Source organism: Pseudomonadota bacterium (assembly GCA_039033415.1).
Lineage (GTDB): Bacteria > Pseudomonadota > Gammaproteobacteria > Xanthomonadales > SZUA-38 > JANQOZ01.
In genome coordinates this window covers 18158-33291 of the sequence record JBCCCR010000020.1, presented here as the reverse complement: position 1 = coordinate 33291, position 15134 = coordinate 18158, and the positions used below count along the sequence as shown (strand labels likewise).

The following is a 15134-nucleotide window of genomic DNA, read 5'->3' as shown; positions in this document are numbered from 1 at the left end:
CCGACCCGGTCCACGCCCGCACCACTTTGACCGGCTGGGCAGCAGGTTGCAAACGGCTGCCGCCGCTGGCTAAGATCGGGTCGCGGCCGTCGCTGCCTGAAAACCTTCCACCACCACACGAGATCAATCCATGAACAAGTTTGCCCGATCCACCCTGACACTCTGCGGTTTGTTTTGCGTCGCTGCAGTCGCCACGGCCGAGCACAGCCCTCAACACAAGCGTCACGAGCTGATGGAAGCAGTGGGCGACGCGGCCAAGCCGCTGGGCGGCATGTTGCGGGGCAAAATGACCTTTGATGCGGACGTTGTTATGCAGTCGCTGACCACCTGGCGCGAATCCGCCGAGGCTTTCGGCGATCTGTTTCCCGCAGGCAGCGAGACCGGTGAAGGGACGGAAGCCGCCCCGGAAATCTGGTCCGACCGGGCGGGTTTTGACGCTTCGCTCGCCAAGTTTCTGGAGGACACCAACACCGCGATCGCCGCCTCGCCGCAGACACTCGATGCCGCCCGCCCGCTGATCGGCGCCGCCTTTAAGAACTGCAAAGGCTGCCACGACAAATATCGCATCGAAGACGAGTAGCGCCAGGCGCCGCGCAAGATGCTGCGACTTTTTCTGCTGGCGGCTGTGTTACTGGCAGCCGCCGGCTGGTTTTTATCGGCACCTTCGAAACTCTCTAACGATGAGCTGCCTGCGCACCAGGCGGACCCGGTAGCTGGGGAAAGGATTTTCTGGGTCGGAGGGTGCGGGTCGTGCCACGCAACGCCGATTGACGGGGAGCGAGCCCAGGGCGAAGACCGTCTTGCGCTGGGTGGCGGCGAAGAGTTCCGTACGCCCTACGGAGTCTTTCGCGCCCCCAACATTTCCAGCGACAAAACGGACGGAATTGGGGGCTGGGACGCGTTGGAGTTTGTCAACGCCATGCAGCGGGGCGTCTCGCCGGAAGGCAAACACTACTATCCGGTCTTTCCATTTGCGTCCTACGCTCGCATGGAGATTTCTGACGTGCTCGACCTCAAGGCCTTTTTGGACACGCTGCCGGCGGTTCCGGGCCGAGCTGCTGACCACGAGCTGAAGTTTCCGTGGAGCGTACGCCGCGGTATCGGACTCTGGAAGCGTCGCTACCTGAGCCGCGGACCGGTCATTGCCATGGCAGCTGATGACCCCGCCGTCCAGCAGGGCCGCGAGCTCGTGGAAGGGGCTGGGCATTGTGGTGAATGCCATACGCCCAGGGACCTGCTGGGCGGCCTTCAGCACGAGCATTGGCTCGCCGGAGCGCCGGATCCTGAGGGCAAAGGCCGAGTCCCCAATATTACGCCAGCCAGCGAAAACCTCAGCGATTGGTCGATTGACGACCTGGCCTACTATTTCGAGTCCGGATTCACGCCAGACTTTGACACCGCCGGCGGCACCATGGTGGCAGTGCAGGAAAACCTTGCGCAGCTCGAACCCGCCGACCGCGAGGCGATCGCCGCCTATCTAAAGGCGATTCCCGCCAGGACGGCGCCCGGCAACTGAAGCTCCAGCAGGCAAGCGGCCAACCCAATGTCTGATCCGGTAGTTTGACGCCCCGCTTCAAAAGGACATGACAACGAGTTTGGCCAGGCCAAGTCCTGGTCATAATTTTGTAACAATCGAATTCCACACTCCGCCGGTCCGATGTGCTCGGCGGATTGCCCCCTGTTTCGGTCGAGAATTCGCGCCTAAGCGGGCGACCGGCAGCGACAGGGTCCTCAACTGCTGCCACAATCGGCAGCTTGAACCCCCAAGCTGCTGACGCGCTCGGCTGTGCCTTAAATCGACAGGGCGCGACTCATACGCGGGCGCGCGGTTCTCAAGAGCGGCCAGCACGTCAGAAAGGAGTTTTGATGGACCAATATGTGGTGTTTCTAAGCCTGGCGGCGGTCTTCGGACTGTTCATGGCGTGGGGCATCGGCGCCAACGACGTCGCAAACGCCATGGGAACCTCGGTCGGCGCCAAAGCGCTGACCTTTCGTCAGGCGATCATCGTTGCGGCCATCTTTGAGTTCGCGGGCGCCGTGCTCGCGGGCGGGGAGGTCACCTCCACGATCCGCAAAGGTATTGTCGACACCGCGTCCATCGCCGATTCGCCCGAACTGTTGGTTTACGGAATGCTCTCCGCTTTGCTGGCGGCCGCCATCTGGCTGCTGGTCGCCAGCCACTACGGCTGGCCGGTCTCGACCACCCACTCGATCGTCGGCGCGGTCGTCGGCTTCAGCGCCGTGGGTATCGGCGTTGGCGCGGTGGCCTGGGGCAAAGTCGGCACCATCGTCATGAGCTGGGTCGCGTCCCCGCTGACGGCCGGCGTGATTGCCTTTGCGCTGTTCAAGAGCGTTCAATATTTCATTTTGTCGCGGGAAGACACGCTGGCCCGGGCGCGACGCTTCGTGCCGGCCTACATCTTTCTCGCAGCCTTCATGATCACATTGGTCACGCTGTTCAAGGGGTTGAAGCATGTTGGGCTCGAGCTGTCCACCGGACAGAGCTATTTGCTCGCGGTAATCCTCGGTGCGGTCATCGCGCTGATCGGCGCGGTTTACGTACGTCGCATCAAGCCGGCAGCGGATGCCGATTCAGAAAACCAGACCGTGGAAAAGGTCTTTGGCGTGCTGATGATCTGCACCGCGTGCGCCATGGCTTTTGCCCACGGCTCCAATGACGTTGCCAACGCGGTGGGTCCGGTGGCGGCGGTGGTCAGCGTGGCTCAGTCGGGCGTCATCGAGCAGGAGTCCAGCCTACCCCTGTGGGTGCTGATGGTCGGTGGCGTTGGCATTGTGCTCGGCCTGTCGACCTACGGCTGGCGGGTCATCCGGACGATTGGCAGCCGGATCACCCACCTAACACCGAGCCGCGGTTTTGCCGCGGAGCTGGCCGCCTCCACTACCATTGTGGTCGCCTCCGGCACCGGCATGCCCGTATCGACAACCCACACGCTCGTTGGAGCAGTCCTGGGTGTCGGTCTGGCTCGGAGCGCGTCAGCCATCGACTTCAGCATCGTGCGGAACATCTTCTTGTCCTGGGTTATCACCATCCCCGCCGGCGCGGTGCTGTGTATCGCATTTTTTTTCCTCTTTCGGGCGATTTTTGGTTAGCGTCCTGCCACGTTAGTTCGGCACCTGAAACCAGTGCCCGATCCCGGCCGTAATGGCCATCGCCAGCGCCCCCCAGAACGTGACGCGGACGGCCCCGACCCACAGACTCGCGCCGCCGGCGCGCGCGGCCACAGCGCCAAGCAGTGCGAGAAACCCGAGCGAAGCAAATCCGACAGCAGCGAGCTGAGACTGCCCGGGGACCAGCCACGCTACCGCGAGCGGCAGTGCAGCACCGGCAGTGAAAGTCACCGCAGAAGACAACGCCGCCTGAGTGGGGTTGGCCGACACGTTGACCGAGATACCGATTTCGTCACGAGCGTGGGCCCCCAGGGCGTCATGAGCCATTAGCTGTTCGGCTACCTGGACCGAAAGCTCAGCGTCAAGCCCCCGAGCCTGATAGATTTCCGCCAGCTCGTCGCGCTCCTCAGCGTAGTTTTTCTCCAGCGCTTCGCGCTCCATCGCAAGATCCGCCGCCTCGGTGTCAGCCTGCGAGCTGACGGAGACGTATTCGCCTGCCGCCATCGACATCGCGCCGGCAACCAGGCCCGCCAAACCGGCAAACAATACGCTTTCCTGGCTGGTGCTGGCGGCCGCAAAGCCTACGATCAGGCTGGCGGTTGAGACAATGCCATCGTTGGCGCCTAGAACGGCTGCTCGAAGCCATCCCACGCGGTGAATACGGTGGTGTTCGCTGTGGGTCATCGAGCGCGCGACCGCAGCGGCAGGCAGCGATGGAGTTTCATGGGCTCGAGTCGGTCAGGTGGCAGGCGATGCAGCGGCGCACGGGCCCGCTGTCCTGGCCGGCCGCCACCTCTCTCTCGTGACAACCGCGGCAAAAGTCATGGAACTGTGGTTCCAGCAGCTCGCTGATCGACGTGTCGGACACGTGGCAATGCATACACGGCTCACCGCCGGTGTCGTCCACAAAGTTGTGATGGCAGTCCATACACCGCGTATCCGTATGGTCGCTGTGGGCAAAGGTCATGGGCAGGATCGCCTCAGGGCTTCCATAGTAGTTGTCTTTTTCCGGATGGGCACTGGCAAACGGCGTTCCGTAAATCAGCAGCCACGCTATGGTCAGGCTGAGCAGTACCAACAACGTTTTCACGTTCCGAAATTCCTGATCGTGGCAAATGCCAACGCCGCCAGAAAGCTCATGCTCAGCAGCGTCGCGGGCGTAGATCGCCTCAGCGGCGGCAGCTTGCGCCACAGACCGCCGCCCAACAGCACCAGCACAACCAGGCTCGAGATTCCCGCAAGCTGCCAGCCGTTTCTGAGGTAATAACCGCTGAACACGACGTGGTGAGCACTGAGCAGCACAACAGCCGCAGCCAAAATGCGGTGCCAGTAGCGAAATACGCCGTAGTTGCGGTGAATCCGGGCTCGCGTTGGCATGCTGGCAAGCATCGTCAGGGCGAACAGAAGCAGCAGGGCAAAGAGCCCTGTCCACATATACCCAGGAGCACCCGGCTTGATGTATTCCACCGCGGCCGGGTCCGCGAACAGGAACCACAGCGCGTGGATCAGAATAACGGCCAGCACGGCGAAGCTGAGGCGCTGATGCGCGCGAATATCGCGCCGGGCAATTCCGGGTATCGAGAGATAGAGGAGTCCAGCCAAGGAGGCAAAACCCAGGGCGTTATCAGCATCCCAGGCCCATCCGGCGCCGACGGTTGGCATGGCTAAAAAGGTCAACCCCAAGACGGCAACAAGAAAGACCGCTAGCAGCTGCACAATGACCCTTGGATCTGAAACACGTGAAACGCTGAGTGTACCGCAGCGCCCGCAAGGAAAACTGCTGGCGACCGGCAGCGATTCGCCCTAGGCTAGACAGCCTGGACTGGCAATCGGGCACTTTCTTATGAGCAACTTCACTCGACGCGGCGTGTTGACCGCCGCGATTAGCGGCGCCGCAACCGCCGCCTTAACCAGCAACGCATGGTCTCGAACACCACCGCCACAGTCGCTGATCCGCCTAAGCTCAAACGAAAATCCCTACGGGCCAAGCCCAGCCGCGCTGAAAGCCGCGCGCGAAACCGCCGCCCGCGGCGCCTATTATTCCTGGGATCTACGGACGGCTTTTCGCGACGCCATCGCTGATGGTGAGGGCGTCAGTCGAGACAACGTCGTCATCAGCACCGGCTCGAACGAGGCGCTGTGCGCCGCCGCTGCCGCGTGGGGGAAGGAGGGCCATATTCTTGCGCCTTCGCTAACCTATTCATCACATCTGATGTATGCACGACGTGCCGGGCTCTCCGTTCAGACCATACCCCTGCGTTCGGACCTGGCCATCGACCTGGCGGCCATGGCCGCCGCGGTGACCGACGACACCTCGCTCGTCTACGTTTGCAACCCCAACAACCCAACGGGCCTGCCGCTGGACGGCGCGGAGCTGCGGGACTTCTGCCGCGAGGTCGGTAAACGCGCGACGGTCCTTGTGGACGAAGCCTACAACGAACTCGCCGAAGACCCGGCCTCCGCCACGGTGATGGATCTGGTTAAAAACGATGAGAACGTGATCGTGACCCGAACCTTCTCCAAGGTCTACGGCATGGCGGGCATGCGCATGGGCTACGCCATGGGGCGGAGCGACCTGATGGAGAAGCTGCGATCACACGTGATGTCATGGCCAAGCGCCATCGCCTTGGCCGCAGGCATTGCCAGCTATGGTGATGAGGAGTTTGTCGCGTTCTCCCGCCAGCAAATCGACAGCGGCCGCAAGATCGTCAACGACTGTTTGCGGCAGCATGGGGTGGAGCCACTCCCGTCCAGCACAAACTTTGTGTATGCCGACATCGGCCGTAGCGCCGCCGAATTTGGCAATCAGATGCGGAACTCCGGCGTGATGATCGGTCGAGTCTTCGCCGGCTATCCCAATCATATCCGCGTCAGTATGGGACGCCTTGAGGACCTCCGCGCCTTCAGCCGAATCTTTGGTGAGGTCTATACGGCTTGACGGACCCGGTCAGGTGACCCGCTAGTCCGGCGGGTTTGCCGCCGCGGCAAAGTGATCGGTCGCTCGGATCAAAGCGGCCGCATTGCCGGTTTCGAAGGCCGAATGACCCGCGTCTGGCACCATCACCAGTTTGGACTCGGGCCACGCGGCGTGCAGCTCCCACGCGCTGGCCGGCGGGCACACCACGTCGTAGCGCCCCTGAACAATGACGCCGGGAATATGCCTGATCCGGTCGATGTTGCTCAGCAGTTGGTCTGAAGCCATAAAGCCCTGATTGAGAAAGTAATGGCACTCGATTCGCGCCATCGACAAGGCTCGAGCCGGCTCCCCAAACTCCGTGCGAGCCGCTTCGTTCGGGTGTAAAAAGCTGGTCGAACCTTCCCAGATGGACCACGCGCGAGCCGCTTCCATTCGTACCGACTCATCCTCGTGCGTCAGTCGTCGATGGTAGGCCTCCAGGAGGTTGCCCCGTTCGGCTTCCGGAATCGGAGCCAGGTAATGCTGCCAGGCGTCGGGAAAGATCTCGCTGGCCCCGTGCTGGTAAAACCAGTGAAGCTCTTTCGGGCGAAGCATAAAGACGCCGCGCAGCACGAGCTCGGAAACGCGATCGGGGTGCGCCTGAGCGTAGGCGAGCGCGAGCGTGCTGCCCCAGGACCCACCAAAAACCTGCCAGCGAGAAACCGAAAGCGTCTCGCGAAGGCGCTCGATATCGCCGATCAGGTGCTGCGTCGTGTTGCTCTCCAGGCTCGCGTGAGGGCGGCTAAGCCCGGCGCCACGTTGATCGAAGATCACGATCCGATAGTGGTCCGGATCGAAAAATTGCCTCAGCTTCGGCCCGCTGCCGCCCCCCGGCCCGCCGTGCAGCACCACCACCGGCGCCCCGTCAGCGTTGCCCGACTGTTCGTAATAAAGCTGGTGACCATCACCGACATCCAGGTATCCGGTTTCAAAAGGCTCGATGGGTGGGTAGAGGGGATCGGAATCTTTCATACGCAGAGTATAAGGGCCTTAAACGGCTGCCCGCGTGGCCAGCAAGGGTATCGCTGCCAGGGTTTCGTTCAGATCTAAGGGTAAGTTCCAGTACCTCGAGCTAGCCGCCGCCGTTCAGAGCAGCGTCCACCTCTCGCCAGCGGTGCAGCACGCGCCGTCTCGGCGCGCCCGCGACCTCATCTTTGGTTCGGCAAACCCGTTTGGTCATCCGAGTACCCGTTTCGCGCCGCTTTTCGCACCGAATATTTGCAGCGGCTTCGGCCTTATCTGCACCGGGTTCAAAATAGGCCTTGACTCCCTCGGACGCTTCGAGCGGCAGCTGGTTGGGGTCGGATGGAACCGTCTGGCAGCCTGCTAGAACGATTCCCAGAAACACCATCAACCCTACTCGGTTCATTTCGCAACTCCAAAGATCGGGACTAAAGTCTAACAATACACCCTGCCCAATATGCCTGCCAATCCCGCTGCCCGCCATTGACTGCAGAGGCGTCAATGCCGGAGGCAGGGACGAGCGCATCGCTCGGCGGCGTACGTCATCCGAAGCGTGGTGATCAGCGGTATGTCTCTCGGAGATACCGCTTTATTGCGCGCGATTCGAACATCAGCGTCTCGGAGTTCGGGTCATACAGACAGGGAATAGAAATTTGGCCGGCGCGTTCCAGCAGGTCTCGTCGATTCGGCAGCGCCGCGGAAGGATGCACGTTAAGCGCCTTTCGCACCGGCGGCGGCACCCAGTCTCGCATCGAGCTGCGGCCGCAGCTTCGGAGCACGTACGGAATTTCCATCTCACAAAGCCGTTCGCGTACCGGTCGCGCGAAGGGGCTGGACTCAAAGCTGTACAGCTCGAGCATCTGGTTTGGCAGTCGCCCTGGACGCGCGCGCCGGCCTTGCCAGGGTCGAGGAATTCCCGCGAGAGTCGAGCCCAGCTTTTGCGCCCCCGTGAAACGCCATTTGAGAGGCAGCGACCGCCGACCATAGGTTTCAAAGAGGTAGCGCACAATGGCCAGCGACTCATACATCGCTGTCCCGGTATTGGGATCCACCAGAAAAGGAAACTGACTCCTGCCCCCGAGCTCCTCGGCCGTCGGTCGGAACCGTTGGCCACCTTTTGGACAGGGATAGATGACGGCGTCGAGATCCAGCTCCGTTAACGCCTCACGCACGAGCCGGCAAAACGGGCAGCTTTCAAACTCGTAAAGCTCAAGGGTTTGCGCTGGTTTCACCGCGGCCGGCCTCGTGCCAATGCCCATACCGGGTCGCAGCGCGGTACTGAGGCTGGAGGACATCACGTCAATGCTCCGCGAAATGAGGTTATCAGCGAGGTCGGTCATCATTTTGGTCTTCAAGTTAAGTCCACGAAAAAAGCATAACACTCGGTTTCGCCAGTACGGTTAACGGCTCGACCCACGGAGCTTTTCATTCGACATTGCTGGTGGGTTCTCGACCGACTCGGGGCTTCCCATGGCGGGCTTCGCAATAACCCCACCCCCGGAGAAACGGGCAAGTATCATTACGTTGAGGCATCGGGATGAATTGAGACGACTGACAGGCAACGTGGTCGCAGACTGATGCCAGTTGAAACCTTTCGTTTTGCCAGGGAAACGTCCATGAAAACGCTATTCGCTCCCCTTTTGCTTGCGCTAACGGCTAGCCTAGGCACCGCCACCGCCAACGAGCTGCTGGCGGCTGCCGTCAAGGAGACGGAAGGCTCGTGGTCTGGCGAGCTCATTTACCGGGATTTTGGGACGGACAAGCGTGTTTCGATCCCCCACCGACGAACCATACATGTGGGCCCGAACGCGGGCTACGCTGTGCATCAGAACGCGTTTACCGACCCGGGCTACAAAGTGTTTAGCGCCCAGATGATTCGAGTTAACCCAGAGGCTGTGGTCATCGCTTCAACCACTCCAGATGGGATCGAGACAGAAACGATGTTGATCCAGTCTGTCACCAAAGAATCGAACGTCTTTGAGATCGTTGCCACCGGCAGCGGGACTGACGACGGAAAGCCCGCTGAGCTTTGGCTCCGAATTCGATCATCGCCGACTCACATGTCAATCGAGCGCTCGGTTCGGGCACCAGGCGGCACTCGGTATGAGTTTCGAAACGAGGTTCGTTTAAACCGCGAGCCTTCGTCGGGCAGGTGAGCCGTGAGCACCATAAACCCCTGACCTGGAAACCTTTTCACAGGGATTGACGATTTGAGACCCAAGGCCGACGCTTAAAGACGCGGGCAAGCCTAACGACCGGGACACTAGGTCGACCGCCTAGAAGATAAGGAACTTCCCGTGCTGTTACGCTCGCTCGCCGCCGCATTGCTTCTGACCGGCAACCCGTCTAACGCTGACACCCTCGCTCATCGGAAAGCACAGCTCGATACGCTGGTGCCTCCCCTGCTAAAAGAGCACAACGTCCCGGCGGTCAGTATCGCCGTCGCCAACCAAGACGGCCTGACGCTCGCCGCAACCTATGGCGAGGCCAAGCCCGGTGAAGCGGCGACTGAGGAAACCCTCTTCAACGTCGCCTCAGTCACCAAGCTGCTGGCCGCTGAGACCATTTTGCAGCTCGCGGCGTCTGGAACAATCGAGCTGGACCAGCCGATGGCGCCGACCTTCGTCGACCCGGATATCGCTGACGACCCAAGAGCCCTTCAGCTCACGCCGCGACACGCTCTGGCTCACCAAACCGGCTTCCCCAACTGGCGATCGATGCTGGAGGACAAGCGATTGGCCTTCCAGTTCGACCCAGGCTCGCGACCGGGCTACTCCGGTGAAGGATTTGAATACGTAGCCCGCTACGCGGAAGCGGTGACGAATAAAACCTTCCCGGATCTTGTCGCCGAAATGACTGGCCTCGGAACCCACCAAGACCGTGTCGCTTTTACCGACGGTTCGCCGTACGCGTCGGACTTTGCCTGGTCGAGGATCGCCAGCGGCGAGTTTGCGCCCGCCGACGCCAGCAGCACTTGGTCCGCGGCGGACAACCTTTACGTAAGCGCGGCCACCTTTGCCGGTTTCCTGGGGCGTTTGCTTGACGGGTCCCTACCCCCCAGCGTTGAGAAGGATCGCCGGACGATTCAATTCGACATGACCCAAATGTTCTGCGGTCGGCCAGCGTTTGCAAAGGTCTGCCCCAAGGCTATCGGTTTTGGCCTGTCCGGAATCATCTTCCGCTACGAAAATGAGACCGTCCTCTGGCAGGGTGGCGGAGACAAAGGTGAGAAGGCCATCGCCTTTTATGTCCCCGAGAAAAACCTGGCGGTGGTGATCTTTACCAACGGCGTAAATGGCGCACGGCTATTCTCACCGATTGCGTCGGTCTTCTATGACAATCCAGACTACATCGAATACCTGCGCATACAGGGCGAACAGGGCTGATCGATAACGCGTTTGCCCCGGTGTCAGAACCCAAGCATTATTGGGTTAAATGGATTTTGATTTCGCGACTCTGCTGATCGTACTGGCCTCGCAGACCCTGCTATTAGCCACGGTCGTCTTTTGGTCCCGCCCAGGCATCCGGGCAAAATGGGCGGTTGCGGCGTTCTCAGCCGCTTCCGGGCTGTACGTTTGGTTCCACGTGTTGTCTGACGGGCTTTCGCCGCTGGCGAGACAGCAGCTGGGAGCAATCTTCGCTAACGAAACGCTGCCGGGCGCGCTGCTTTTGGTCTTTGTCTACGGTGCTCTGTTTGACGTTGGGGAGCGTCGGATTCGGTGGATCCTGCTCTTACCCTTGCTGGAATTGATCGCGCGCCTCGGCGCGCCGCTTCTGCTGGGCAAAGACTTCGCGTTACCTCCGCTTGCCTTAGCGGCACTGGGGCAGTTTTCCATTCTTCTCTTTTCCGCGTTCGCGCTCTGGTTGCTGATACGGCACCGGGTAGCCTACCTGATGCAGTCGGCCGACAATCGACTTTCAGCGGTCTATCTGTACGTCTCACCGGCACTCGCGATCTTCGTCATCAATCTCGCCTGGATTTGTGTCCAGTGGTTCGGAGGAGAGGCGAGTTTCTTCGCGTTTCGAGTGCTTTTTGTTCTGTTGCTGTCCCTGACGCTGGTCTGGCAGCTATTGGTGTTGTTTTTTGGGAATTTGTCGTTTTATCACGTCAATGAGGCCACCTCACCGCCCGAGGCGCACTCTGTCTCGGGGGATCCGGCAAGACCACAAGCAGATCGGGAAGACAGGAAAGGCGTACGTGCCCTGGATCTTGAGCGGATCACCGGCACCATTCGTGACCAGGAGCTGTTTCTTGACCCTAACCTGACATTGATTGCACTCGCCCGAAAGCTGGGCACCAACCGCGCCTCGCTCTCGCACCTGATCAACAGCGCCGGGGAGGTTAACTTCAATCGGTTCATTAACGAGTTTCGGGTTGAGCGGGCCAGGCGGCTGCTAGAGACGTCAGAAAAGCAGATCATCGACGTGGCCTTCGACTGCGGATTCAATTCCAAAGCCACCTTCAACCGGGTCTTTCGGCAGCTGGCGGGTGAGACGCCAAGTCGGTATCGCTCCCTCGCAATGAAGCCTGGCGAGGGCGATGACTCTGAACGACTGGATACCCTAGAACTCAGCTAAATGCTTATGGCTAGCGAGTGATAGACTCAAGACTCGTTCAGATTTCCGGTCGTTTGTTGATCGGATTGGCCGGCCCAGCAGTCAAGTGTCCGGACTACTGTCTGGGTGAGGCCAGGCAATCAGGTCCAGGTCATCAACCTCCATCACGCCAATCCCCGTTGCCACAATCTCGCGGCTCTGAGCCCGGATCGCGATGACTTCGTTGCGCCGCGGAAGTGCCGCATACACCAGTCCGTGTGCCGGATTGACAGCAAGATTGAGGGCGCCGGACGGCAGCGTCAGCTCATACTGCAACTCGCCACTTTCGGCTGAAAGGATACTGATGCTGCCGCTGGCAAGGCGCGAGACCCACAGCTGACCCAAGTCGGGCAGCAGGGCCAACGCGATCGGAAACCCGCCGCCGACAGGCTGGCACCAGTCGACACGCAGCGCCTCGAGCGCAAGCCGGCACACCGTTCCATCACCCGACTGACTTACCCACGCCCGGCGTCCATCACGACTGAGCACCAAACCCTCCGCTCCAGGTCCGCTGGCCGCAGTCTCGATGCGACCGTCGGCCAGGTGAATTCGATGCACCTCGCCCGTTTCGGGATTGGAGGTAACCAGGCTGTCGATCAAGGGATGGTAGATCACCTTGTGGACACCCTTTCCCACGTCAAACCGTCGGGACACGTCGGCACCTTCTGCCGATAGCTCCAGCACCATGCCCTCCGCCTCACACGTTACCCAAGCGCGGGCCGCCTGGGCATCGACGGCAACGCCATGAGGCCGCGCGCACCCGGGAAGGGGAAAACGGGTGATCTCGCCGGTCGCCAAATCGACGCGCGAGAATCCCTCGCTGGGCGTCGCTAGAAACGGCGGTCGCTTTTGTACCGGCTCTTGATGGGGTTCTGGATAGATGCCGAGCAGCGGCACCAACGCTCGGCGCCCGTCCTGACTCGCCGCAAGCTCGTGAGGACCGGTGCCGACGGGTATGCGACTGCGCTCGCTGAGTGTTAGCGGATCGAGCAACACCAGCTCACCGCTCGAACGAGCCACCGCCGCCAGCACAGGTTGTACCGGCATCCAATCACTGGTCTCCGCCACCAGGATGTCCACATCCCCACCCCCCTTACGAGAGCTGGCGAACAGCAGCGTCTCCCCGTCCAGCCAGCGCGGCAGCAGGTCGCTGCCGCCGCTGTTGAGCTGCGATAGCGGCACCGCCGGATGCCAGCCAGCGGTGTTACGAGTGCTGAAGTACAGGTCGCCGGGAATGCTGAGATTTTCCGGCCGACTTGAAGCCTCGAAGATCATTTGAGAGCCGTCGGGGCTGAGGCCCAGGTTCCACTCACCCGTGGGTCGGTTAATCGCCGGGCCCAGGTTTTTGACCTCCCAATGTCCGTCGTCGTCCGGCTTTGCTTCGTACAGATCACCCCGCCCCAGGCCGCCCTCTCGGTCAGACGCAAAAAACAGCGAACCCGTGGCGCTAAGAACTGGGCTGTATTCGCGGCCGGGGGTGTTGACCGGCTCCGGCAGCGGTCGGGGTACGGTCCAGCCGCCGGCCTCACGCCTGACGCACCAGATATCGGCGTCAGTTCGATCACGACCGCGATCCGAATGCGGTCGGTCAGACAGAAAACACAGCCGACCTGACGCGCGTTCAAAATAGGGACTCGATTCGTTGGCATCCGGATCGGCAAAGGCCGCCGTTGTGCTCAAGACGCTGGTATCTGCGCCCCGTGCCAGGCGGACGATGGTCGATCGTCCCGACTCGCCCCAGCGACCGGTTTTGCGCGTCACATAGACCCCGAACTCAGTGACGATCGCACCGTGCTCGACCAGGGGGGAGTTGACGAGCGACAAAACTTCCTGAGGTGCCGGTGCAGCGACGACGAGCGAATTTGAAAGGACAAAGTACAGCGCTACCCAAAGTCGACCCATGTCGCTTCTCCAAGACTGATCAGATCAGGCTACAGTGAGGCCAAGGACCTTAACAACCGGATGAGAGCTGAAACCACAGTTTCGCGCGCAATGCGCACAATCGGCATCGCTATCATTGTCGCAGGTAACTAGGGAACGGTCCGTGCGGATCTTTACTCGAGTGCCGGCAGCGAAAATATGAAATCATTACAGCCCAGGAACGGCAAACCCAGCAACGCACTTGTCCACCGATAATGCTCATGCCGGCACCTCAGGTGTAACGTCACGCCCAAATCAACAGGTCGCCTTGCGACGACGTTTAGCGGTATTGATTAACAACAAACGGCTCTCGCCACAGTTCGCACAGAGGACAGCTCAGTGATACCGATATTGATTCGCAACGCAGAGGTTTTTGCGCCAGAGCCAAAAGGTAGGCACGACCTGTTAATTGCCGGACGATCAATCGCCGCCATGGAGCCATCAATCGAGCTACTGGGCTCACAGGTGGAAATTGTTGACGCCAGTGGTCGCCTTCTGATGCCGGGGTTGATTGACGCGCTCACCCACCCCTGCGGCGGCGGTGGTGAGGGCGGTTTTGGTAACCGAACCCCGGAGCTGCCGGCAGCGGCATTTGCTCAGGCAGGCATCACCACGCCGGTTGGTGCGCTCGGGACAGATTCGGTCACCCGCAGCATGGACGTACTCTTTGGCCACATCATGGCGCTGCGCGCTCAGGGCGTGGATGCCCACATGTATACCGGTGCTTATCGCGTTCCGCCGGCGACCCTGACGGGCGAGGTGATGCGCGACCTGATTCTGATCGACCCCGTGATCGGTGTGGGTGAAGTGGCCATTTCCGATCATCGATCCTCCGCGCCGACAATTGACGAGCTGCGTCGCATCGCGGCTGATTCACGCGTCGGTGGCATCGTCGCCGGCAAGGGCGGCACCGTCCTGGTTCATGTCGGCGACGGCGAAACCGGGCTCTCGCCGCTTCGCGATGCGCTTGCGGGCAGCGACCTGCCCATAACCACGTTTTATCCAACGCACGCCAACCGAAACCAACGGCTTTTTGGCGAAGCCATGGACTATGCCCGGGCTGGTGGCGTCATTGATTTTACTGTCTCGACAACGCCGGAATTCATCGCTGACGGTGAGGTCCCGGCTCTCGGTGCGCTACGAGAAGCATTGGCGAGTGACGTTCCGGCGGAACGGTTAACCATGTCCTCTGACGCCGGCGGCTCGCTGCCTCACTACAGAAACGGCGAGTTGATTGGGCTGCAGCCCGCGCCACCATCTTCACTGCTGGAAACTCTGCGCGACGCCGCAAACCAATCGGATGAAATGATGTCGGTCGCGCTCGCCGCCATGACGCGCAACCCGGCCCGCGCGCTCGGACTGGCACATAAAGGCCAGGTTCGGGTTGGCCATGATGCCGATCTGCTGCTGCTGGACCCGGACACATTCACCCTGACCGACGTGATGTGCCGCGGCCGGTGGCTGCTCCGGGGCGGTGAGGTGCTGTGTTAATCCGTCAAATCAAACGACGAGCCCGATGCCAAGCGGGCTAGACTGCGCCTTAACTATTGAACAAACGGAATACCACGCG

Annotated in this window: 15 protein-coding genes; 8 read left to right on the top strand and 7 right to left on the bottom strand. The window is 61.0% G+C overall.

The features are described from left to right. Window positions 1–130: 130 nt before the first annotated feature. From AAF358_16640 to AAF358_16630, 3 genes are all read left to right on the top strand, one after another. Complete coding sequence (locus AAF358_16640; GenBank protein ID MEM7707186.1) at window positions 131–580, top strand: cytochrome c; 450 nt, start codon at window positions 131–133, stop codon at window positions 578–580. 18 nt (window positions 581–598) lie between these two features. After that, on the top strand, window positions 599–1516 hold the full coding sequence (locus AAF358_16635) for a cytochrome c (protein ID MEM7707185.1): 918 nt from the start codon (window positions 599–601) through the stop codon (window positions 1514–1516). 350 nt (window positions 1517–1866) lie between these two features. Next, window positions 1867–3111: an inorganic phosphate transporter gene (locus tag AAF358_16630; protein ID MEM7707184.1), complete on the top strand. Its 1245-nt coding sequence runs from the start codon at window positions 1867–1869 to the stop codon at window positions 3109–3111. A 12-nt stretch (window positions 3112–3123) separates the two neighbouring features. Here AAF358_16630 and AAF358_16625 read toward each other — a convergent pair whose 3' ends face one another. Genes AAF358_16625 through AAF358_16615 form a run of 3 tightly spaced genes read right to left on the bottom strand, consistent with a single transcriptional unit; the run spans window position 3124 to window position 4845 of the window. Further along, window positions 3124–3813, bottom strand: a complete 690-nt coding sequence (locus AAF358_16625; GenBank protein ID MEM7707183.1) for a VIT family protein — start codon at window positions 3811–3813, stop codon at window positions 3124–3126. Between the two features lie 37 nt (window positions 3814–3850). Further along, window positions 3851–4219 (bottom strand): cytochrome c3 family protein, encoded by a 369-nt coding sequence (locus AAF358_16620; protein MEM7707182.1) that lies wholly within the window; start codon window positions 4217–4219, stop codon window positions 3851–3853. Then, window positions 4216–4845 (bottom strand): ferric reductase-like transmembrane domain-containing protein, encoded by a 630-nt coding sequence (locus AAF358_16615; protein MEM7707181.1) that lies wholly within the window; start codon window positions 4843–4845, stop codon window positions 4216–4218. Before AAF358_16615 ends, AAF358_16620 begins: the two co-directional genes overlap by 4 nt. Before the next feature lie 127 nt (window positions 4846–4972). On the opposite strand from AAF358_16615, the gene AAF358_16610 reads away from it, so the two are divergent. Then, complete coding sequence (locus tag AAF358_16610) at window positions 4973–6067, top strand: histidinol-phosphate transaminase (GenBank protein MEM7707180.1); 1095 nt, start codon at window positions 4973–4975, stop codon at window positions 6065–6067. Between the two features lie 21 nt (window positions 6068–6088). Here AAF358_16610 and pip read toward each other — a convergent pair whose 3' ends face one another. From pip to AAF358_16595, 3 genes are all read right to left on the bottom strand, one after another. Then, window positions 6089–7057 carry a prolyl aminopeptidase gene (gene pip, locus AAF358_16605; protein ID MEM7707179.1) on the bottom strand — a complete coding sequence of 323 codons (969 nt, stop codon included), beginning with the start codon at window positions 7055–7057 and terminating at the stop codon, window positions 6089–6091. Window positions 7058–7157: 100 nt separating this feature from the next. Further along, on the bottom strand, window positions 7158–7454 hold the full coding sequence (locus AAF358_16600) for a hypothetical protein (GenBank protein MEM7707178.1): 297 nt from the start codon (window positions 7452–7454) through the stop codon (window positions 7158–7160). Between the two features lie 154 nt (window positions 7455–7608). Then, a complete protein-coding gene (locus AAF358_16595; protein MEM7707177.1) occupies window positions 7609–8391 on the bottom strand; it encodes a glutathione S-transferase N-terminal domain-containing protein in 783 nt (260 codons plus the stop codon). A gap of 273 nt (window positions 8392–8664) precedes the next feature. Here AAF358_16595 and AAF358_16590 point away from each other — a divergent pair, with 273 nt between their 5' ends. From AAF358_16590 to AAF358_16580, 3 genes are all read left to right on the top strand, one after another. Next, a complete protein-coding gene (locus tag AAF358_16590; protein MEM7707176.1) occupies window positions 8665–9204 on the top strand; it encodes a hypothetical protein in 540 nt (179 codons plus the stop codon). A gap of 141 nt (window positions 9205–9345) precedes the next feature. Then, window positions 9346–10434: a serine hydrolase domain-containing protein gene (locus tag AAF358_16585; GenBank protein MEM7707175.1), complete on the top strand. Its 1089-nt coding sequence runs from the start codon at window positions 9346–9348 to the stop codon at window positions 10432–10434. Between the two features lie 49 nt (window positions 10435–10483). Further along, window positions 10484–11626: a helix-turn-helix transcriptional regulator gene (locus AAF358_16580; protein ID MEM7707174.1), complete on the top strand. Its 1143-nt coding sequence runs from the start codon at window positions 10484–10486 to the stop codon at window positions 11624–11626. A gap of 81 nt (window positions 11627–11707) precedes the next feature. Here AAF358_16580 and AAF358_16575 read toward each other — a convergent pair whose 3' ends face one another. Then, the gene (locus AAF358_16575) at window positions 11708–13546 is read right to left on the bottom strand and encodes a hypothetical protein (protein ID MEM7707173.1); all 1839 of its coding nucleotides are present in this window, start codon (window positions 13544–13546) and stop codon (window positions 11708–11710) included. 357 nt (window positions 13547–13903) lie between these two features. On the opposite strand from AAF358_16575, the gene iadA reads away from it, so the two are divergent. Next, window positions 13904–15055 carry a beta-aspartyl-peptidase gene (gene iadA / locus AAF358_16570; GenBank protein MEM7707172.1) on the top strand — a complete coding sequence of 384 codons (1152 nt, stop codon included), beginning with the start codon at window positions 13904–13906 and terminating at the stop codon, window positions 15053–15055. The last annotated feature ends 79 nt before the right edge of the window (window positions 15056–15134 follow it).